Source organism: Paenarthrobacter sp. NPDC058040 (assembly GCF_042885775.1).
Lineage (GTDB): Bacteria > Actinomycetota > Actinomycetes > Actinomycetales > Micrococcaceae > Arthrobacter.
Genome location: NZ_JBHVRN010000001.1, coordinates 268,245 through 288,179, shown reverse-complemented (window position 1 = coordinate 288,179; position 19,935 = coordinate 268,245). Strand labels below are relative to the sequence as shown.

The 19,935-nt window shown below is 64.5% G+C and carries 15 protein-coding genes; 8 read left to right on the top strand and 7 right to left on the bottom strand.

Annotated features, from left to right (window positions below; translation table 11 throughout):
* Nucleotides 1-131: 131 nt before the first annotated feature.
* Nucleotides 132-533, top strand: coding sequence for a VOC family protein (locus tag ACFVSJ_RS01290; protein WP_387433438.1), 402 nt, complete (start codon nucleotides 132-134; stop codon nucleotides 531-533).
* Nucleotides 534-632: 99 nt separating this feature from the next.
* Here the strand turns inward: ACFVSJ_RS01290 and ACFVSJ_RS01285 are convergent, their stop codons facing one another.
* The 5 genes from ACFVSJ_RS01285 to ACFVSJ_RS01265 form a co-directional block, all read right to left on the bottom strand.
* Entirely contained in the window at nucleotides 633-2,462 is a 1,830-nt protein-coding gene (locus ACFVSJ_RS01285) for an ABC-F family ATP-binding cassette domain-containing protein (protein ID WP_387433436.1), read from the bottom strand.
* Between the two features lie 31 nt (nucleotides 2,463-2,493).
* Nucleotides 2,494-3,477, bottom strand: a complete 984-nt coding sequence (locus tag ACFVSJ_RS01280) for a 4-(cytidine 5'-diphospho)-2-C-methyl-D-erythritol kinase (protein ID WP_387433433.1) — start codon at nucleotides 3,475-3,477, stop codon at nucleotides 2,494-2,496.
* Nucleotides 3,474-4,355 (bottom strand): 16S rRNA (adenine(1518)-N(6)/adenine(1519)-N(6))-dimethyltransferase RsmA, encoded by an 882-nt coding sequence (gene rsmA, locus ACFVSJ_RS01275; protein ID WP_387433431.1) that lies wholly within the window; start codon nucleotides 4,353-4,355, stop codon nucleotides 3,474-3,476. The genes ACFVSJ_RS01280 and rsmA overlap by 4 nt, the downstream gene beginning before the upstream one ends.
* A gap of 26 nt (nucleotides 4,356-4,381) precedes the next feature.
* Nucleotides 4,382-5,527: a transglycosylase family protein gene (locus tag ACFVSJ_RS01270; protein ID WP_387433429.1), complete on the bottom strand. Its 1,146-nt coding sequence runs from the start codon at nucleotides 5,525-5,527 to the stop codon at nucleotides 4,382-4,384.
* Nucleotides 5,528-5,819: 292 nt separating this feature from the next.
* On the bottom strand, nucleotides 5,820-6,716 hold the full coding sequence (locus tag ACFVSJ_RS01265) for a TatD family hydrolase (protein WP_387433427.1): 897 nt from the start codon (nucleotides 6,714-6,716) through the stop codon (nucleotides 5,820-5,822).
* A 173-nt stretch (nucleotides 6,717-6,889) separates the two neighbouring features.
* Here ACFVSJ_RS01265 and ACFVSJ_RS01260 point away from each other — a divergent pair, with 173 nt between their 5' ends.
* Genes ACFVSJ_RS01260 through ACFVSJ_RS01250 form a run of 3 tightly spaced genes read left to right on the top strand, consistent with a single transcriptional unit; the run spans nucleotide 6,890 to nucleotide 11,962 of the window.
* Nucleotides 6,890-7,975 (top strand): AAA family ATPase, encoded by a 1,086-nt coding sequence (locus ACFVSJ_RS01260; protein WP_387433425.1) that lies wholly within the window; start codon nucleotides 6,890-6,892, stop codon nucleotides 7,973-7,975.
* A gap of 28 nt (nucleotides 7,976-8,003) precedes the next feature.
* Nucleotides 8,004-9,470, top strand: a complete 1,467-nt coding sequence (locus tag ACFVSJ_RS01255) for a DUF58 domain-containing protein (protein ID WP_387433423.1) — start codon at nucleotides 8,004-8,006, stop codon at nucleotides 9,468-9,470.
* Nucleotides 9,467-11,962 (top strand): DUF3488 and DUF4129 domain-containing transglutaminase family protein, encoded by a 2,496-nt coding sequence (locus ACFVSJ_RS01250; protein WP_387433421.1) that lies wholly within the window; start codon nucleotides 9,467-9,469, stop codon nucleotides 11,960-11,962. The genes ACFVSJ_RS01255 and ACFVSJ_RS01250 overlap by 4 nt, the downstream gene beginning before the upstream one ends.
* Nucleotides 11,963-12,075: 113 nt before the next feature.
* Here ACFVSJ_RS01250 and ACFVSJ_RS01245 read toward each other — a convergent pair whose 3' ends face one another.
* Together ACFVSJ_RS01245 and rsmI are read right to left on the bottom strand one after the other, a co-directional pair.
* Nucleotides 12,076-13,557 (bottom strand): NAD-dependent succinate-semialdehyde dehydrogenase, encoded by a 1,482-nt coding sequence (locus tag ACFVSJ_RS01245; protein ID WP_387433420.1) that lies wholly within the window; start codon nucleotides 13,555-13,557, stop codon nucleotides 12,076-12,078.
* A 161-nt stretch (nucleotides 13,558-13,718) separates the two neighbouring features.
* Nucleotides 13,719-14,549: a 16S rRNA (cytidine(1402)-2'-O)-methyltransferase gene (gene rsmI, locus ACFVSJ_RS01240; protein WP_387434152.1), complete on the bottom strand. Its 831-nt coding sequence runs from the start codon at nucleotides 14,547-14,549 to the stop codon at nucleotides 13,719-13,721.
* Nucleotides 14,550-14,834: 285 nt separating this feature from the next.
* On the opposite strand from rsmI, the gene ACFVSJ_RS01235 reads away from it, so the two are divergent.
* The 4 genes from ACFVSJ_RS01235 to ACFVSJ_RS01220 all read left to right on the top strand — a co-directional run bounded on the left by ACFVSJ_RS01235 (nucleotide 14,835) and on the right by ACFVSJ_RS01220 (nucleotide 19,932).
* The gene (locus ACFVSJ_RS01235) at nucleotides 14,835-16,520 is read left to right on the top strand and encodes a dolichyl-phosphate-mannose--protein mannosyltransferase (RefSeq protein ID WP_387434149.1); all 1,686 of its coding nucleotides are present in this window, start codon (nucleotides 14,835-14,837) and stop codon (nucleotides 16,518-16,520) included.
* Between the two features lie 81 nt (nucleotides 16,521-16,601).
* Entirely contained in the window at nucleotides 16,602-18,434 is a 1,833-nt protein-coding gene (locus ACFVSJ_RS01230) for an AMP-dependent synthetase/ligase (RefSeq protein ID WP_387433417.1), read from the top strand.
* Between the two features lie 164 nt (nucleotides 18,435-18,598).
* Entirely contained in the window at nucleotides 18,599-19,048 is a 450-nt protein-coding gene (locus ACFVSJ_RS01225; RefSeq protein ID WP_387433416.1) for a hypothetical protein, read from the top strand.
* A complete protein-coding gene (locus ACFVSJ_RS01220; RefSeq protein WP_387433414.1) occupies nucleotides 19,045-19,932 on the top strand; it encodes a phosphotransferase family protein in 888 nt (295 codons plus the stop codon). Before ACFVSJ_RS01225 ends, ACFVSJ_RS01220 begins: the two co-directional genes overlap by 4 nt.
* Nucleotides 19,933-19,935 lie beyond the last annotated feature (3 nt).

Sequence of the window (19,935 nt, the reverse complement as noted above, 5' to 3'; positions counted from 1 at the left end):
CCACCCCTTCCCCCCGGACGCTCTCTCACCAAACCACCCCTTCCGGCCGATGCTCTCTCGCTGATTGCAGCCCATGACGTCGGTGGGCAGCATGGGATAACGGTTTCGCCACGCCTCCGTAGGATGTGCTCATGACAGCACCCCAGATCTACGTCCTTTTTCCAGGAACAGCACGCGAGGCCCTTGGCTACTACGCGGACGTCTTCGGCGGAGAAGCGACTCTCCACACCTATGCAGAATTCGGCCGATCCGACGGCCCTGCAGACGCCATCGCCCACGGAGTCCTCACTGGCCGGGTCGCCTTGGCCGGTGCGGACGCCGCTGATGGCGAGACGAGCTTCCGAACAGAGGGGCTCATGCTCTCGTTGCTGGGCACAGCGGAGCCGGCCACACTTCACGAATGGTTCCACAAACTGTCAGACGGCGGCCGGGTCATCGACCCCTTGACGCCCAAACCGTGGGGGGCAATCGACGGCCAAGTCCAGGACCGGCACGGCCTCCACTGGCTCATCGGCTACGAACCGCAGCCGTAGCCAGCCCTAAAGGTGAGAGAGCATCCCCCGGGAAGCGGCCGTTTGGTGAGAGAGCATCCCCCGGGAAGCGGCGGTTTGGTGAGAGAGCGTCCGGAGGGGTTACTCGCCCAGGACCTCGGCGGCCTCGAGCCACTCGAGCTCCAGGCCTTCCTTCTCGTCAAGCAGCTCCTGCAACTTCGCGTTGAGCTCACCAAGGGCATCGAAGTCGCCTGATTCGGACTTCGCGGCCATCTGGGTGTGGAGTTTTTCTTCCTGCTGCGCGATCTTGCCCAACTGGCGGTCGATCCTGTTGAGGTCCTTGCGTGCTTCGCGCTTCTCGGCCTCGGTGGGTCCAGACGCAGCCAGCGCCGAAGCACCGGGTCCGGAAGCCGCCGTCGGCGCCGTAGATCCGCCGAAGGCACCGGAGGCAAGGGCCCCTTCCCGCAGTTCGAGGTACTGGTCCACGCCGCCGGGCAGTCCGCGAAGTTTGCCGTCGCCGAGCAAGGCCATCTGGTGGTCGGTGACGCGTTCCAGGAGATAGCGGTCGTGGCTGACCACTACCAGCGTCCCGGGCCAACCGTCCAGGACGTCTTCGACGGCGGCAAGGGTGTCGGTGTCGAGGTCGTTGGTGGGCTCGTCGAGCATGAGCACGTTGGGTTCACCCACCAACAACCGCAGGAGCTGGAGACGCCGCCGCTCGCCACCGGACAAATCCGGGACGGGTGTCCACTGCTTCTCCTTGGTGAAACCGAGTTGCTCAACCAGCTGCCCGGCAGTGAATTCCTTGCCGCCAACGCTGAAGGACCGCTTTTCGCGTTCGATCACTTCGATGACCCGCAGGTCCGAAACTTCGTCGAGCTCCTTCACGTCCTGCGTCAGGACGGCAGTAACCACCGTCTTGCCGCGCTTCACTTTGCCCGACGTCGGCTGGATCTCCCCGTTGAGCAGCTTCAGCAGGGTGGACTTACCGGCGCCATTGACGCCAACCAGCCCGAGGCGTTCCCCCGGCGCCAAGCGCAGGGTGATGTTGTCAAAGAGTTTCTGCCCGGACTCGCCGCCCTGGAAATCCAGGGTCACGTTTTCAAGGTCCAGCACGTCCTTGCCCAAACGCGCTGTCGCCATCTTGCTCAAAGCCACCGAATCCCTGGGCTCCGGTACGTCCGCAATGAGGTCGTTGGCAGCTTCGATGCGGAATTTCGGCTTTGCCGTCCGGGCGGGCGCACCGCGCCGAAGCCAGGCCAGTTCCTTCTTGACCAGCTGCTGGCGTTTATTTTCGACGACGGCGGCCATCCGGTCGCGCTCGGCGCGCGCCAAAACGTAGGCGGCGTATCCGCCGTCGAACATGTCCACCATGGCGTCGTGGACTTCCCAGGTGTAGTTGCAGACTTCGTCGAGGAACCAACGGTCGTGGGTGACCACCAGGAAGGCACCTTGGTTGGCACGCCACCGGGACTTGAGGTGGCGTGCCAACCAGGCCACACCTTCGACGTCGAGGTGGTTGGTGGGTTCGTCCAGCATGATGACGTCGTGGTCTTCGATGAGGAGCTTGGCCAAGGCAACGCGGCGCTTCTGCCCACCGGACAGCGAGTGGACGTTGGCGCGCCAGTCCACATCCCCCACCAGGCCGCCCATGATTTCGCGGATCTTCGGGTTGGCGGCCCATTCGTGGTCCGCACGGTCGCCGACGATCGCGGCGCCAACGGTCAAGTCGCCGTCGAGCACGTCGCCCTGGTCCAGGTAGCCCACGTTGACGTCGCCGCGCTTGGTGACCCGACCGGAGTCCGGGGTGGATCGCTGCGCGAGCAGCCGCATGAGCGTGGACTTGCCGTCACCGTTGCGGCCCACCATGCCAATCCGGTCGCCATCCTCCAAACCGAGGGTGACGCCGTCGAGGACTGTGCGGGTCGCGTAGGAAACCGTCAGGTTTTCGCCGCCAAGAAGGTGGGCCAAGGGGTACTACTTTCTACAGCTGGAGTGCGTACTAGAGGAGAGTATCGGAGATGATCCGGGCGCCCGGTACAGGACCGTGGACCGCCATGGCAGTGTGGCCGCGGTGCGTGAGTTCTTCGGCGAGGACGGATGCGGAGTCCGGATCCCGCACCAGCAGCGCGATAGTGGGCCCGGAACCGGAGACCATTCCGGCCAACGCGCCCCGGGCTTCGCCCAAACCGATGGTGTCCTTCAACTGGGGGGCCAAGGTGATCGAAGCGCGTTGGAGGTCATTAAGGAGAACCCGGCTGAGGGTTTCCGGATCGCCGTTCCGGAGCGCCTGGAGGATTGTGGGGTCCACGTCCACGGGTTCCGGGATCTCTGCCCCTTCGGAATCACGGAGACCATCGAGGGTGCGGAAGACCTCAGGTGTCGAGAGGCCGTACTCTGCGAAGACCAGGACCCAGTCCATCTGCGCTTTGGCCAGCGCGGGCGATAGTTTGTCCCCGACGCCAAGCCCGACGGCGGTCCCTCCGAGGAGCGAAAACGGCACGTCCGCGCCCAACTCGGCCGCCACGTGGGCGAGCTCCTCGCGGGACAGGCCGCTGTCCCAGAGCGCATCGCAAGCCAGGAGCGTGGCCGCGGCGTCAGCGGATCCACCGCCCATCCCGCCGGCCACGGGAACCCGCTTGGTGATTTCCAGGTGCACGCCCGTTGGTTTTTCGGACATCTCCGCCATGAGGGAAGCGGCCTTGTGCGCGAGGTTTCGCTCATCCAGGGGGATGTCCACGCCATCGAGGTCGAGGGTGCTGTCCGGGCTGATGCTGACCGTAATGCCCGGGGTCTCCGTGCTGGTGGCGGCGACTTCCTCGTACAGGGAAACCGCGAGGTAGACGCTGGCCACGGAATGGTAGCCGTCCGGCCGCAAGGGACCGACGTTGAGGGACACGTTGACTTTGCCGGGGGCTTTCACACGGACTGTGCGCGGATGGAAACGCTCCCCCACAAAGGGCAGGCTGCGGGTGCCCGTGCTCATGCGTCCCTTGGGTAGCGGGCTTCGGCAATGCGCACGTAGGCGGCGATATCCAGGACCTCGCCGCGGGCAGTGGGGTCCACTCCCGCCTCAACCAGGCAGCGCTCCGCCTCCACGGCACCCCCGGCCCATCCTGCCAAGGCAGCGCGGAGGGTCTTCCGGCGCTGTGCGAACGCTGCATCGATGACGGCGAAGACCTGGTCCCGCGTGACGTGGGTGACAGGCGGTTCGTGCCTGGTGAAAGCCACGAGTCCCGAGTGGATCTTGGGTGCAGGCCAGAAGACGTTCATGCCGATCACGCCGGCCTTGCGCATCTGCCCGTACCAGGCGGCCTTGACCGACGGCACCCCATAGATTTTGGAGCCAGGAGCGGCGGCAAGGCGGTCGGCCACCTCGTCCTGCACCATGACCAGGCCGTGGCGCAGGCTCGGGAAGTGCTGCAGCAAGTGCAGGACCACAGGTACAGCGACGTTGTACGGCAGGTTGGCCACCAAGGCGGTCGGTTCAACGGGCAGCTCGGTCACTTTCATGGCGTCCGAGAGGACCAGGTGGAAGTGGTCTTCGGCCTGCGGCCGCCAAGCGCGCACTGTCTCGGGGAGCTTCCCCGCCAACACAGGATCGATTTCGACGGCGACAACCTCGCGTGCCGCGTCGAGCAGCCCAAGCGTCAACGAGCCCAGGCCGGGGCCCACTTCGAGGACAGTCTCCGACGCGTCAATGTTGGCCGCGGATACGATCCTGCGAATGGTATTGCCGTCGATCACAAAGTTCTGCCCCAAGGTCTTGGTGGGGCGGACACCGATTTCCTCGGCTAACCGTCGGATGTCAGTTGCGCCCAGCAAAGGCGCGACGGCGGCGGGTTCGGAATTCGGTTCAGTCACCTAGGTATCGTATCGCCTGCGCGGGATCAGGCAGCGCCGGCGCAGCCCCAGTCACGGAGGCCGTTCTTGGCGTAGAGGCGGTTGGCGATCTCGATCTGCTGTGCCTTGCTGGCAAGGTTTGCCGTCGGGGCATAGGCGCCACCACCGTTGGCCAGCCACGTGGGGCTGGAGAACTGCAGTCCACCGTAGTAGCCGTTGCCCGTGTTGATGGCCCAGTTACCGCCGGACTCGCACTGGGCGATCCTGTCCCACATGGCTTCGTTCGGCGCACCCGTGGCTGCGCCCGAGACGGCCTTGGCGGGAGTGGCCGCGGGGCGTGCCTTGGTGCCAACGGCCACCTTTTCGGTGACCGGCTGGGTGGTCACATTGCTGGAGACCAGCGTCCGGGAGGCTTCACGACCGTCCACCAGGACCAGCTTGAACGTCTTCACCACGGAACCGGCGACGCCCTTCTGGGTCACTTTTTCTTCGCCCTTGTAGAGGTCGGCGCTATCCGTCCGCACGCTGTCGAACGGAACTTCCTCCGTGGCATCGGCCGTCTTGCTGGTGTCCACGCGGGAGACCTTGATCACCATGTCCTGGATGACGGGGGCATTGCTCGGCTGGGAGACGCGGTCGCTGGCACCAAGGGTGATGCCCGCGTCCTTGAGGACTTCTGCGACGTCGGACGCTGTGGTTGTGGTGCTGGTGTCCTTGCCGTCGGCCACCAGGCTGATGGTCTTTGGCGTCGAGATCGAAACGAACGAACCTTCGACGGCCAATGAGGCGTCCTTGGGCTGCGAAATCTCGGAGGAACTGGCCACGCCGAGTTCAGTGACGAGCCCGGCAACGTCAGGAGCGTTCGTGTTCACGGTCTTGCGGGCACCGTCCAGTTCGATGGACACGGCCTTGGCCAGGTTGACGTTGACCACAGAGCCGTTTTCCACGCGGGTGTCGAGGGCAGGCGACACCCGGTCGTCGTTCTTCAACTCGACCTTGGCAGCCTTGACCACTTGGTCAACCGTGCCACCGAAGGTCTGGATGGAGCTCACTTTGCCGTCAACGTTGAGGGTGACTGTCTTGTTGTTGCCCACAAAGGCAACGACGCCGGCCACCAAGGCCACCAGAACCAGCGCCTGCGCGCCAACTTTGAGGAAGCTGAACTTGCCATCCGTTGTGAAGAACTTGATCACGTTTGCCCATAACTCTCAGACCATCCGGGCACGGGGATAAGCACAGAACAAACATGCCCGGCCGCAAATGGATGGGGCCAGGCAGATCGCTTGGTCCCACACGTGCGGCGGGCATCTGTGCCGCCAAAACATTCAACTGGAATGTCCGGATTCAACCGGACCAGCTGTCCGGAGGCCTTCCCCGACCCCGGCTATTTCTTGTACACAGTAACCGATCTGTTATAAACGGACCAAGAAATCTGCATACCGGGTATTCAGCCCTCGGAGCCAGGCCGGACGGGAAAGGCTGCGTTCAAGCCCACGTTCCATAGGCATTGACGGTGTTTTCAGCCAACCGCGCGCACAGCTCGGACAGGTCATTTCCTGTCACATCCGCCATGGAACGAACGGTGTAGGGAACCATGTAGCTGGCATTCGGCCGGCCACGGTATGGATGCGGCGTCAGGAAAGGTGAGTCCGTCTCCACCAGGATCCGGGCAGGATCCGCGATCGCGAGCGCCTCCCTGAGATTGTCCGCGTTCTTGAACGTCATGGTCCCGGCGAAGGACATGTACCAACCATTCTCGTTGCAGATCCGCGCCAGTTCGGCACCGCCCGAGAAACAGTGGAACACCACAGTCTCCGGAGCGCCTTCCTCTCGCAGGACCTGAACCACGTCGTCGTGGGCGTCACGGTCATGGATCTGCAGGGTGAGTCCCAAACGCTTGGCGATGTCGATGTGCCTGCGGAACGAATACCGCTGGTGCGTCAGCCCTTCGCCGTGGGTCCGGAAGAAGTCCAGTCCGGTTTCCCCGATGGCACGCACCCGGGGATGCCGGGCCAGCTCCTCGATCTCCGCGAGCGCCGATTCCAACTCGCCCCGTCCAGCGTAGGCGGGTGCGTCGTTGGGATGGATTGCCACTGCCCCCAGCAGGCGCGGGTCGGCTTCCACTGCCTGAACGGTGAATCGTGAGGACTCCAGGTCACAGCCAACCTGCACCGCACCTTGGACGCCAACTGCTTCCGCGGAGTCCATGGCGTCAGCGACGTTCACTTCGATCAGCCCGTGCCGGAAATCGAGGTGCGTGTGGTTGTCCATCACGGGAACGGGAAGCGGTTCAGGAGCAGGCGGGTACTCCTTGCGGGAATCTTTGGCCTCTGTCGCGTCGACGTTGCTGCGATAAGGAGCAGGAGCGAGGGAGTTGCACATGTTCCCACCTTAACCGGACCGCGGTCCTCCCCGCGCCGCCGAAGCCGTCCGCATAAATTCCACTTGGTACATAAATTCGCTGGCCACTATGTCAGCGACACCCAAAGTCTAGGTAGGCTGGAACGGACAAGGAGGCCAAACGGGGGACGTTGGCCACGGCTGAAGGGCAATCCATGGAGTCCAAGCGACACGTCACCGTTGAACCTGCCTCCTTCCAGGGCGAGGCGTACAGCACCCTGCCCCGGGATGCCGTGCTCAACGGACACAAGCCGCAGGTCATGGACCCGGAACCGTTCCACGACGCCAGCGAACGCATCCTGGCTGCCATCAGCAAGGTCATCGACGGGAAGGCGGATGCAGCCAAGTTGGCGCTCACCGTGCTCCTGGCCCAGGGGCATCTGCTGTTGGAAGATGTGCCCGGCGTGGGCAAGACCATGCTGGCCAAGACGTTGGCCCGGACTGTCGACTGCACCGTGTCACGCATCCAGTTCACCCCGGACCTCCTCCCCTCCGACGTGACCGGCGTATCCATCTACAACCAGTCCTCGCGCCAGTTCGAGTTCCGGCCGGGCGCCGTCTTCGCGAACATCGTGATCGGCGACGAAATCAACCGCGCCTCCGCCAAGACCCAGTCCGCCCTGCTCGAATGCATGGAGGAACACCAAGTCACGGTGGACGGCAACTCCTACCAGCTGGGGCTGCCATTCATGGTGGTTGCCACGCAGAACCCCATCGAAATGGAGGGGACGTATCCCCTGCCGGAGGCTCAGCGCGACCGTTTCATGGCCAGGATTTCCATGGGCTACCCGGACCAGGAAGCCGAGATCGAAATGCTGGAGACCCACCAGGCTGTTTCCCCCTTGGCCAAGGTCACTCCGGTGGTCACAGCCAACGACGTCGCCGCAATGATCGCCACCGTCCAGCAGGTCTACGTCTCCACGGCCATCAAGGAATACACGGTGGCCATCGGCCATGCCACCCGGGAAAGTGCACGGCTCCGGCTGGGCGCCAGCCCGCGTTCCCTGCTCCAGCTTTTGCGTGCCGCGAAGGCCACTGCAGCCCTGGACGGCCGGGACTTTGTGCTTCCCGACGACGTTGTTGACGTCGCGGAGTCCGTTCTCGCACACCGGATCATCCTCGACCGCAAGGCCGCCAGCGCCGGCGATACACCTCAAACCATCATCCGGGGCATCCTCGCTTCACTGCCGGTTTCCCAGGAACCGCCGGGCGCGTGGCGCCGGGACAAGCAGACCGCATAAAACCGGCAACCGCAGAGGAGAAGCGCGCATGGCACTCGTGGACCGGCTTCCCAAGCACCTGTTCACCAACCGCGGTTGGGGACTGCTCGCTGCGGGAGCGGCCTCCCTGGCTTGCGCGCAGATCATGGGCCGCCGTGACTTGCTGACGTTGGCTGTGTTCCTGATCCTCCTGCCCTTGGTTGCCCTGGCTGGTGTCCGTGTCCTGAAACCGCGGTTTCAGGTTTACCGGGAGTTCAATCCATCCACGGTGGAAACCGCCACGGCAACCACTGTCCGTCTGGCAGTCGCCCGAACCTCGTTCGCAACCGGCCACGTCATCATGGAGGAGCAGTTGCCGCCCCGCTTCGGCGAGCCGCCCGCGTTCCGCTTTCCGGCCCGTTCGGCCTCCGGCGGTACCAGCCGCTACGAGTACCATCTGCGCTCCGGCAAGCGCGGGCAGTTCAGGATCGGTCCGGTCACCGCAGAGTTCAGCGACCCCTTTGGTTTGTCCTTGCGTCGGCATTCAATCGACGACGGCGACCTCCTCACCGTGACGCCGGCCGCCGTCGAACTTCCCGCGACGGGCCTGGCCGGGGCGCGGGGCAACGACGGCGTCACCGCCACCCGCATCCGGGCCAACCCGAGCGACGACGACATCATGACGCGCGAATACCGCCACGGCGATCCCATGCGCCGGGTCCACTGGCCTGCGACTGCGCGCCATGGGCAGCTCATGGTGCGGCAGGAAGAATCCGTGACCACGCCTGAGGCCACGATCGTCCTTGACCAAAGGTTCACGGCGTTCGCCTCGGGAACCGGCACGGTGTTCGGGAGCCACGATGAAGACTCCGATCTTGTCACCACGCCCAATTTTGAGTGGGTGGTCACGGCCGCGATGTCCATCAGCGCGCACCTGTCCGAACGGAATTATTCGCTCCGCGTCCTGGATGCCTTCGGACACCCGGCCTTCAGCCATTCCCGTTCCGCGCCGGACCCGGGAGACGAAGAGTTCATCGGTTCAGGTGGACTCCATGCCATCGCGGAAAGCCTCGCCGCCATTGAACTGGGTGGTCCGCGGCATCACAGGGCCGAGCACGCCAGGGCTGACGCCAAGCAGAAGGAATCGGAACGCCAGGCTCCACCACCCCGGGGTGCACCTGAGACTGTGGCGGAGGGACTGGATGCTGCCTTCGACGACAAACTCATGGACAAGCTTGCCGCTCACCGGCTACGGGGTCCGCTGCTGGCCCTCCTTGGTTCGCTGACCGTGTCAGAGGCGAGGGCGTTGGCCCCGGCAGCGGCATATGGTGCCAACGCTTTTGCCTTGGTGGTCACGGATCCCGCCCGGAACAACGACGAGGTGCTCGAGATCCTGCGGCAGGGAGGGTGGCGTGCCCTGTCCGTCAGCGCAAAGACTCCCCTTGCAGCTGCCTGGTCCGGCTTCGATGAGGGCGGGATCGTGGCTGCTGCCGGAGCGGCCATGGATGTCAGACGCGGGGCGGCGGTGCCCCGATGACTGTGACATCGCGGCCTGGAGTCCCGGGTCCGCAACAAGCAAGAGGCCAGCAGGGCCGTCCGACGGGCAGCCCTTCCGGCCGGCCACGGAAGCCCGGTGCCGGCCTGTATCCCTGGGCCATGGCCGGTGCCATTTCGGTGGGAGTCCTGGGCGCTTCTCTGTCCCTGAATGGTGTTTTCCGCGGCTGGGCGTGGCTCCTTCCCCTGATCACCACCGTGGTGGCCGTTGCCTTGACGCTGGCCATCCTTCGTTCGCTCCGCCTCCCCCCGATCCTGTCCACGCTGGGTTCATTCACGGCCCTTGCCGGCATCCTGGCTTTCACCTTCTGCCGAGCGGACAGCCTGCTGGGCTTCATCCCAACGCCTGGAACGTTCGCGGCGGTGGGACGGCTCATCAAGCGTGCCGGCGAAACCGTGGTTTCGGAGAGTGCCCCGGTGGCCCCGAATGCGGGAATCGTGTTCGTCACCTGCGCGTGCCTGGGCCTCCTGGTCATCCTTATCGACGCCCTGGCAGTCCCACTTTCCATGCCGGCGGCAAGCGGTGTGGGCCTGCTGGCAGTGATGGTGGTTCCGGCCACCATCAAGCCGCAAAGTGTCGGGATGCCAGGCTTCTTGGGCGCAACCATCGGATTCCTGCTCATCCTCGGTTGCAGCCAGTGGTTCGCACCCGACTCGAGGCTGCAGTCCGGGGCTCCGCGAAGTTCCGGCCAGTTCAAGCGGTCCCTCATTACCGGTGTCCTGGCACTTGGACTCGCGCTGGTGGTTCCGCTGGCCATTCCCGGCTTCGAGTCGGGGACCTTCCCACAAGGATCACGGCTGAGCCCTTGGGGAACCTCGAACGGACTGAACCCCATGATCACCTTGGGCAACAGCCTCCGCAGCCCTACAGGCTCGGGCCGCATCACCTACGCGACAAGTTCCAGCGCACCGCTGTACCTGCGGTCCGTCACCATCGACCACTTCGACGGCGAAACCTGGGCTCCGGACGACCGCACCGCCACGCGGCGCGCCGGAGCGGACAAGATCGAGACCGGGTATGCCGTCCAGGGCGAGGTGGTGAACGCCGTGACATCGATCAACGCAGGCCTCTTCACAAGTCCTTACCTTCCGGCGCCGTTTGCTCCCGCGTCCGTGAACGGGCTCAATGGGCGCTGGACGTGGGACCCCAACACATTGAGCATCATGAGCACCGAGACGAGCACCTTGGCCCAGCGCTACGTGGTGTTTTCCGCCGCTCCCAAGGTGACGGCCCAGGCCTTGTCCCAAGCCAACGCGGCGCCGCGTTCCATTTCGGATGACTTCCTGCGCATCCCGGGCAACCTTCCCGGAATCATCCGGGAGACAGCTGACAAGGTGACTGCGTCAGCAGGGAACAACTACGGCAAGGCCTTGGCCATCCAGAAGTTCCTGCGTTCGGGAGAGTTCACCTATTCGCTCCAGGCACCCGTGCAGAATGGTTATGACGGCAACGGCTTGTCCGTGCTGGCCGATTTCCTTTCCGTCAAGGCCGGCTACTGTGTCCACTTCTCCTCGGCCATGGCAGTCATGGCCCGGGCCGAAGGCATCCCGAGCCGCATCGCCGTGGGCTACGCTCCCGGCCGGCTCACAGGCGAGTCCGTGGCCTTGGTTGGCCAGGGGTCGTTCCCCGAATACGAGGTGGACGCCCGCGATGCCCATGCGTGGCCGGAACTGTACTTCGAGGGCCTGGGCTGGGTTCCTTTCGAGCCGACTCCCTCCCGCGGTGTTGTTCCCGATTACGCCAGTGAGTCCTCGGTCTCCGGCAACCTGAGCACCAACGCCGATGAGAAGGACGTCCCCACCACGGCTGCCACTCCGGCTCCCACCCCCCTGCCACTGCCGGGCGCGGAATCGCCCACCACGGGACCTGTGGAAAACAATCCCCTCCCGGCGATCGGCATCACTGCGGCCGCTGCCTTGGTACTCGCGGCATTCCTCGGATCTCCGTGGCTGAGCCGCACGCTCCTGCGGCGCCGCCGTCTGAACCGCAGGCCGCCTCCAGAGGAAGGGCGGCCACCTGGATACAAGGATCCTTCGGCGGCCTTGGCCTGGGCTGAACTGCTGGACCTTTCGGCCGACTACGGCGTGCCATCCGTACCCAGCGAAACACCCAGACATTTCTCCGCCCGCCTTAGGTCCAGTTCCATCCTGGGTGACACGGGAGGCCTCGACGACGCCGCGCACGCCGCCGTGTCATCCCTGACCGCGGACTTCGAGCGGCAACGCTACGGCCGCCCGTCGGAGCCGGGCAAGGCAGCCGCGCCGAGGATCGCCGTCGTCCGCGAATCGTTGCGGAACAATTCCAACTGGTGGGTCCGCTTCCGCGCAACCTGGCTGCCGCCGTCGTTGATGCGCCGCTGGTTCCATGCACTGGGCGCGCCGTTCCGTGCCGTGGCTTCCGGAGCCCGGCACACCGGACGCGCGGTGGCGCGGCCATGGCGCGCACTCCGGGGGCTGCTCCCCCAACGGCGTTAGGGCCTGCCAAGGGCACAGCAAAGGGCCCGGGCTGGAACTTGTGGTTCCAGGCCGGGCCCTTGCTCTTGCCGACCGTTCTTGTTGCGAGAGCGGTGGACCGGATCCTGTGAGGCCTAGTCGGCGTACGGGTCCGCGATACCTACGTACTGGGTGTAGAGGTACTCTTCGATGCCCTCGGAACCGCCTTCGCGGCCCAGGCCCGACTGCTTGACGCCACCGAACGGGGCCGCCGCGTTGGAGATCACGCCGGCGTTGAGGCCGAGCATGCCGGTCTCGAGCCGTTCGCTGACGCGCAGGCCACGGTTGAGGTCCTTGGTGAAGACGTAGGCAACCAGGCCGTACTCGGTGTTGTTGGCCAGGCGGATCGCGTCGTCCTCGGTGGAGAACTTGATGATCGGGGCGACCGGTCCAAAGATCTCTTCCTGCAGGATGCGGGCGTCCTCGGCGACGTTCTTCAGCACGGTGGGCTGGTAGAAGTAGCCGGGACCGTCGACGGCGGCACCACCGGTCACTGCCTCGGCGCCACCTGCGACGGCGTCGGCAACCAGGGCGTGGACACCGTCGCGGGCCTTGCCGTCGATCAGCGGACCGACCTTGGATTCGGGCTCGGTGCCGCGGGCCGTGGTGAGGGAACCGATCTTGGCGGCGAACTTCTCCGCGAAGGCGTCGGCGATGGATTCGTGCACAATGAAGCGGTTGGCTGCGGTGCAGGCCTCGCCCATGTTCCGCATCTTGGCTGCGATGGCGCCTTCCACGGCCTTGTCCAGGTCTGCGTCTTCGAACACGACGAACGGTGCGTTGCCGCCCAGTTCCATGGAGGTGCGCAGGACCTTGTCCGCGGCTTCGCGGATCAGGGCCTGGCCCACCGGGGTGGAGCCGGTGAAGGAGATCTTGCGGAGGCGGTCGTCCTTGATCAGCGGGCCCGTCACGGCCCCTGCGGTGGAGGTCTGGATGACGTTCAGCACGCCGGCGGGAAGACCGGCTTCCTGCATGACCTGGGCGAACAGCAGGCTGGTCAGCGGGGTCAGGTTGGCCGGCTTCAGGACCATGGTGCAACCAGCGGCGACAGCAGGAGCGATCTTGCGGGTGGCCATGGCCAGCGGGAAGTTCCACGGGGTGATCAACAGGCAGGGGCCAACGGGCTTCTTCTGCACGAGCAGGCGGTTCTTGCCGTCCGGGGCTGCGGAGTAGCGGCCGGAAACGCGGACGGCTTCCTCGGAGAACCAGCGCAGGAACTCAGCACCGTAGGTAACTTCACCGCGGGCTTCGGCCAGGGGCTTGCCCATTTCCAGGGTCATCAGCAGGGCGAAGTCCTCGGCCCGTTCGGTGACCAATTCGAAGGCGCGGCGCAGGATCTCCCCGCGTTCGCGCGGGGCGGTGCGCGCCCAGCCGGCCTGTGCGGCGGCAGCAGCGTCCAGGGCTGCGGCACCGTCTTCAGCACCGGCGTCGGAGATGCTGAGCAGGACCTTGCCCGTGGCCGGGTCCTCAACATCAAAGGTCTTTCCGGATCCCGCCGGACGCCACTGACCGTTGATCAGCAGGCCAGTGGGGACGGAAGCCAGCAGTTCGCTTTCGCGTTCAACCGTGACAGTCATGGCGACTCCTTCGTCTTGGGTGCCTTTGGAGTGTTGCACCACTAGGGTTCCTTGCCAGAAGTGGCTTGAATTACTGCCACGGTACTGCCCGGCCGGAAGGAGTGTCTACGCCTCCGCGCACTGCCCTGCGTCCTCCAATTTGTGCAACTGCACAGGGACTGTCAGCGCGCTGCGAGCACCGCCGCGTACAGTTCACGCTTACTGATGCGGGCGTCGTCGGCAACTGCTGCCACGGCCTCCTTCAGGCGGATACCTTGGGAAACCAACTCGTTGACGGCTGCGACGTGGTCCTCGGGCTTGGCTGGCGCCTGTTCGGGTGCACCACCAATCACCACCGCAATTTCACCGCGGACCTCGTTGTTTTCCGCCCATTCCAGGAGCTCGCGCAACGATCCACGGATGACCTCTTCATAGGTCTTGGTTAATTCCCGGCACACAGCACCGCGACGTTCAGGGCCAAAGCGTTCGTGAAGGGCACGCAGCATCACTTCAAGGCGGTGCGGGGCTTCGAAGAACACCATGGTGCGGCGCTCGTCTGCCAACTCCCCAAGCCGGGAATTGCGCTCCCCGGATTTGCGCGGCAGGAAGCCCTCGAAGCAGAAACGGTCCGTCGGCAGCCCGGACAGCGCCAAAGCGGTCAGCACAGCCGACGGTCCGGGTACTGCGGTAACTGTCAGCCCTGCCGCTACCGCACCCTCCACCAAACGGAAGCCGGGGTCCGAAACTGCAGGCATTCCGGCATCACTGACCATGAGGATGCTCTTGCCCGCGCGCACCTGTTCCAGCAGGTCGCCGGTTCTCGCCGCTTCATTGTGTTCGTGGTAGCTGATGACACGGCCGGTGACCTCAACACCCAGGGCGTGGACCAAACGATGCAACCTTCGAGTGTCTTCGGCGGCAATGATGTCCGAGGTGCCCAGGAGCTCAATCAAACGTGACGATGCGTCGCCGACGTTGCCGATCGGAGTGGCGGCCAGGACAATCCTGCCAATCCCGGAGGTCTCTCCGGGCACCGGTGCTTCCAGCGCATCGTCGGGAAAGTCGTCATCCAGGGGGGCTTCGGCCGGTACGCCGCGTTCTTCGTCCACCTGCCAAGCCTAATGCCCGCGCCGCCCCGAGGGCATTTCAGCTTTCCGCCAAGCATCGAAAGGTAGCATGGGCGGGTGAACCAGCCGCCCGTTCCTGCAACAGCTTCCGGAACTTCCGTGACGCCGTCCTCGCCCGAAGATACCGAAGAGACGGCAGCCCCTCCTGCGGGCAAGCGGGCGCTAAGTAAACTGACTGTCTGGCAGCCTCCGCGGCGGCGCAGTACGGGCAGCCCCGACCACGGGCGTGGACTTGAGGGCCATCGCTGGGTTGAACGTCCGGCCGAAGCCTTCAGCGTCGAAGCCCTGCGGTCCCGCCTCATCGGCAGCATCCAGAGCTGGCGGGACTATCCGCCGTCGTTGCGTTTGTGGTTCTGGCTGATCCCCACCCTGACGGCAGCGCTCGGGGGCATCCTTCGCTTCTACCGGCTGGACGTACCCCACAGCCTGGTCTTTGACGAGACGTATTACGTCAAGGATGCCTACTCCTACTTGGTGAGCGGTTACGAACGGAGCTGGCCGGCCAAGGCCAATGATTCGTTCAACATCGGCAACCCCGACGTCCTCCTGAACACTCCCGAATACGTGGTCCACCCGCCCGTGGGGAAGTGGATGATCGCGTTCGGCATGTGGTTGTTCGGCTCGGACAACCCGTTTGGCTGGCGCTTCGGTGCTGCACTGACCGGGACACTTACGGTATTCCTGGTCTCGCTCATCGCACTGAAGCTTTTCCGTTCCCACGTACTGGGCCTGGTGGCAGGTGTCCTTCTAGCTATCGACGGCCACCATCTGGTGTTGTCCCGGACCTCCCTGCTGGACATCTTCCTGGCTTTCTGGCTGTTTGCCGCGTTCGGTGCGCTGCTCCTGGACCGCGACGACGGCCGCCGTCGTCTTGCTTCCCGGCTCGCCGCGCAAGCGGCTGCATCGGGCGATGGCCGCCCCTCCGCAGCCCAACTGCTGTCCGGTCCCTGGCTGGGCATGCGCTGGTGGCGGCTGGTGGCGGGTATCTGTCTGGGCCTGGCCGTCGGAACAAAATGGTCTGCGCTGTTCTTCGTCGCAGCATTCGGCCTGATGACGGTGCTTTGGGACATGAATGCCCGCCGCATTGCCGGGATCCGAAGCTGGCCAAGCGCCGCCATCATCAAGGACGGCATCGCCGCCTTCTTCACCATCATCCCTGTGTTGTGCGTGACCTACGTAGCTACATGGACGGGTTGGTTCCTTTCCAAGGATGCGTACTACCGCCAGTGGGCGGCCACGAATCCCTCCCCTGGATGGGACTGGTTGCCCAACTCCGTCCGGTCCCTGATCCACTACCACCTGGAAGCCTACAAATTCCATCAAGGCCTGTCCTCGGACCATCCTTACGAATCGAGCCCATGGACGTGGCTCATCATGGGACGGCCCACGTCCTTCTATTACCAGTCCCCCAAGCAAGGAACGGCCGGCTGCGTGGTGGAGACCTGTTCTTCCGCCATCCTGCCCGTGGGGAATCCCGTGGTGTGGTGGGGCGGAACCATCGCCCTGGTAATCCTCCTGTTCTGGTGGGCCGGGCGCAGGGATTGGCGGGCGGGCGCCATCCTGGCCGGCGTTGCCGCAGGCTACCTCCCGTGGTTCATGTACCCCGAACGCACCATGTTCATTTTCTACGCGGTCTCTTTCGAACCGTTCCTGGTGCTCGCCCTCACCTATGTCCTGGGCTTGGTCCTGGGACGAAGTACTGATCCACCCTGGCGGCGCAGGTCCGGCCTCTACATCGTGGCGCTCGTCCTGGTGCTCGCCGTTATTGCCACCGCGTTCTTCTACCCGGTATTGACGGCCGAAGTAATCAGCTACCAGGACTGGCGCATGAGGATGTGGATGCCCTCCTGGATCTAGGCTGGTCCATGTAGGCGGTCAACCCGGGTTTGGGGAATGGCCCATGCGGTACGCAGCAACGGCAAGGAAGTGAGGAGGGTCGTGAGGGAAGCAAGCACGGAGCTTCTGGTCGAGGCCGATGAGAACAGCAATGTGACGGACCTCCTTCTGGAACGGAGTTCCAAGGACCCCTTCGGAATCGTGTACGCCCACAAAACGGCCAATGGCTGGTTGAACGTCACCGCTTCCAGCTTCCTGGCCGACGTCACCGCGCTGGCCAAGGGACTGATCGCGGGTGGCCTCAACCCCGGTGATCCCGTGGCTGTACTGTCCCATTCAAGCTTTGAGTGGACCGTAGTGGACTTTGCCATCTGGATGGCCGGCGGAGTCACAGTGCCCATCTACGAGACATCTTCTCCAAGCCAGGTCGAGTGGATCCTGGTGGACTCCGGCGCCCGCCGCATCTTCGTTGAGGACGCAGGCAAGGCACAACTGGTGCGTGGCGTCGTGGACAAGTCAGCAGCCATGGACGACGATCCCGTGACGATCATCCGGATGGAGCACGAAGGCGAGGTTCCCCACCTGACCAGCCTGGCCGCCGTCGGAAGCGGTATTACCGATACCGAACTGGAGCGGCAACGCAGCGCCGCGACACTCGCCGACGTCGCGTCGATCGTCTACACCTCCGGGACCACGGGCAAGCCCAAAGGCTGCGAGATCACCCATGGCAACTTTGTACTGGTAGCCCGCAACGTCATCCCTTTCCTTCCGCAGCTCCTCATGCAGCAGAACGCCCGCACGTTGATGTTCCTGCCCCTGGCCCACGTGCTGGCGCGTGCCGTGCAGGTGGTCTGCCTGACGGCAGGCGTCACCCTGGGCCACAGTGCGGGCGCAAATGGCCTCATGGCAGACCTTGGCGCGTTCAAGCCCACCTTCCTCCTGGCCGTCCCCCGCATTTTCGAGAAGGTGTACGCCGGAGCCGGCCACAAGGCGGCAATGAGCGGCAAGCAGGCACTGTTCACGGCCGCTTCGGCCACCGCGGTTGAATATTCGACGGCGGCGGACCTCGCCTCCCGTGGGCAGGGAACGGGACCCGGATGGTTACTGCGCCTCAAGCACGCCATGTTCAACAAACTCCTGTACCCGAAGGTCCGCGAGGTCTTTGGCGGCGACGTCGGTTACACGGTCTCCGGCGCCAGCCCCTTGAGCGTTCGGGAGAACCACTTCTTCCATGGCGCGGGCGTCCCCGTCCTCGAAGGGTACGGGCTGACTGAAACTACCGCCCCCTGCACCGTGAACACCCCCACCATGTCCCGCATCGGCACTGTGGGGATTCCACTGCCCGGCACCACCATCCGCGTGGCTCCCGACGGCGAAGTGCTGGTCAAGGGTATTGGAGTTTTCAAGGGGTACCACGCCAATCCCGCCGCCACTGAAGAGGCCTTCGTGGACGGATTCTTCCGCACAGGCGACCTCGGTGAACTGGACCAGGACGGCTTCCTCACCATCACAGGCCGCAAGAAGGACCTCCTGGTGACGGCCGGCGGGAAGAACGTGGCCCCCGCTCCCTTGGAGGAGAAGCTCCGCGAACACCAGCTGGTGGGCCAGGCCGTGGTGGTCGGCGACGGGCGTCCCTTCGTCGCAGCCCTCGTATCCCTGGACCCTGAGGGGCTCGCCGACTGGTGCGCCGAGAACAAGACCCCAGCCCTGACGCTCCCGGAAGCCGCTGCTGACGCCCGCGTGCGCACGGCGGTCCAGTCCGCCGTCGACGAAGCAAACAAGCTGGTCTCGGCGGCCGAATCGATCCGCAAGTTCGACTTCATCAATGGCGAGCTCAGCATCGAGTCGGGCCACCTCACGCCCTCTTTGAAACTGAAGCGGGCGGCCGTGGTCACCGATTTCGCGCCGCTGGTGGACAAGCTCTACGCGAAGTAGACCCCACCACCTAGAGGACATTGTCAAAACCCCTAGTTGACGGTTTTAACCACCTATTTTCGCCAAAAACGCCACCTAATTTGCCGAAGGGCAATCGTGAGAGGCCTTTTGTGCCGTAGCGTTCCCTGCCAGGACAAGGGTTGGGGGAATACGTGGATGGAATCGTGGCAGGGCCACAGCGGGCGCTCTACTACTCGCGGGTCCGAGCTACCTTGGTACCGCGCATCATCGGGCTGGTGGTCGCTGGTAGCACGCCGCTCTTGTGCCTCGCAGCGGTCCTCAGGAATGAGACTCAGGCCCTCTTTGTAGTGCCGCTCGTGGTGGCCATGGGCTTGCTTGCCGCGTACATGAGCGTCACCGTCAAGGTAGACCATGAGAACGTCGTGATTACCTTCTGCAATGTCTTCAAACAGGCACTCCCCCGCCGCGGAATAGCGACGGTGACCACCGACAAGACGGCCGTTCCGAGCGGTTACGGACTCCGCTACCTTGGGCCTCGGACCTGGGGCTACGTCGTTGGCGGGCCGGAGATCACTATCGAGATGACAAACGGCAAGACGATCATCGCAAGCACAACGGACCCCGAGGCCCTGATTCAGGTACTGACGCAGTGAACACCATCGGCCCGGCCCATGCCGCCTCGCGGATTGCGGCACGCAGGGGTTTTCGTCGAGTTACGCTTGCCGGCTCGGGCACGGAGTTTCTTTTCTTTGTCGCAAGCGGCCATGGACGCCAAGAAGGTTACCGGGTTCCACGGACTCCATACTTCAAGACCGCAAACAATCCGGGAGTTTCCGCAAGCGACCTTCAACGTCAGGAAATGGCATTGGCGGCGTGGGCAAGGACCAACGGCGTTCCCAGCGCACAACCATTGGACCTCATTGATCAGGACGGCTACCCGGTCCTTGTCCTCGAGGTGCTCGACGACGACGGGTCCCGACTCGACTCCGCGGCTGTGGGCGCTGTCATCGCGACGATGCACCTGCTGCCGCCTCCCGGGCTGGCGTTTGTCGCCCAGAATGGCCTACCAATTGGGGTACGGATCGCAGAGCGGTTGGGCCACAGATACTCGGCGTTGGGTCAGCGTACCCAGCTGCCGCCGTTACCTCCCGTCGGCCGAATGGCTGACGCGTTGGAGAGCAGCCTGGCTCCTCCCGGGCTGGTCCACCTGGATGTCAGGCGCCAGAACGTTCGTGTGCAGCAAGGCAGGCCGTTGTCCCTTTTCGACTGGAGCAATGCTCTCCCGGCCGCGCCTGAGTTGGAGATCGCACGCATCGAAGAGTACGCGGCCATTGCCGCGAAAGGGCTGGACTATAGGGCCTTCCGGGAGGGCTACGCTGCCGCGGGAGGAGTCGTCAACGAAACCTACGCCGCTTGGCCGTTGTTCAGGCTGGACGCGGCCGTGATGCTGGCGGTGGTCTTCGATTCTGTTGCCCCGGACCCCGCCTTGCGGGAGCTCTTCCTGGGAAGGGTGACGAGCCTGCTCGGGCAGCTTTAGGCC

Excerpts from the sequence above, each read along its gene's own strand:
- ACFVSJ_RS01290 (WP_387433438.1), top strand. The coding sequence starts at position 132 with ATGACAGCACCCCAGATCTACGTCCTTTTTCCAGGAACAGCACGCGAG.
- ACFVSJ_RS01280 (WP_387433433.1), bottom strand. The coding sequence starts at position 3,477 with ATGAGCACGGGCACCCGCAGCCTGCCCTTTGTGGGGGAGCGTTTCCAT.
- ACFVSJ_RS01265 (WP_387433427.1), bottom strand. The coding sequence starts at position 6,716 with ATGTGCAACTCCCTCGCTCCTGCTCCTTATCGCAGCAACGTCGACGCG.
- ACFVSJ_RS01260 (WP_387433425.1), top strand. The coding sequence starts at position 6,890 with ATGGAGTCCAAGCGACACGTCACCGTTGAACCTGCCTCCTTCCAGGGC.
- ACFVSJ_RS01255 (WP_387433423.1), top strand. The coding sequence starts at position 8,004 with ATGGCACTCGTGGACCGGCTTCCCAAGCACCTGTTCACCAACCGCGGT.
- ACFVSJ_RS01250 (WP_387433421.1), top strand. The coding sequence starts at position 9,467 with ATGACTGTGACATCGCGGCCTGGAGTCCCGGGTCCGCAACAAGCAAGA.
- ACFVSJ_RS01245 (WP_387433420.1), bottom strand. The coding sequence starts at position 13,557 with ATGACTGTCACGGTTGAACGCGAAAGCGAACTGCTGGCTTCCGTCCCC.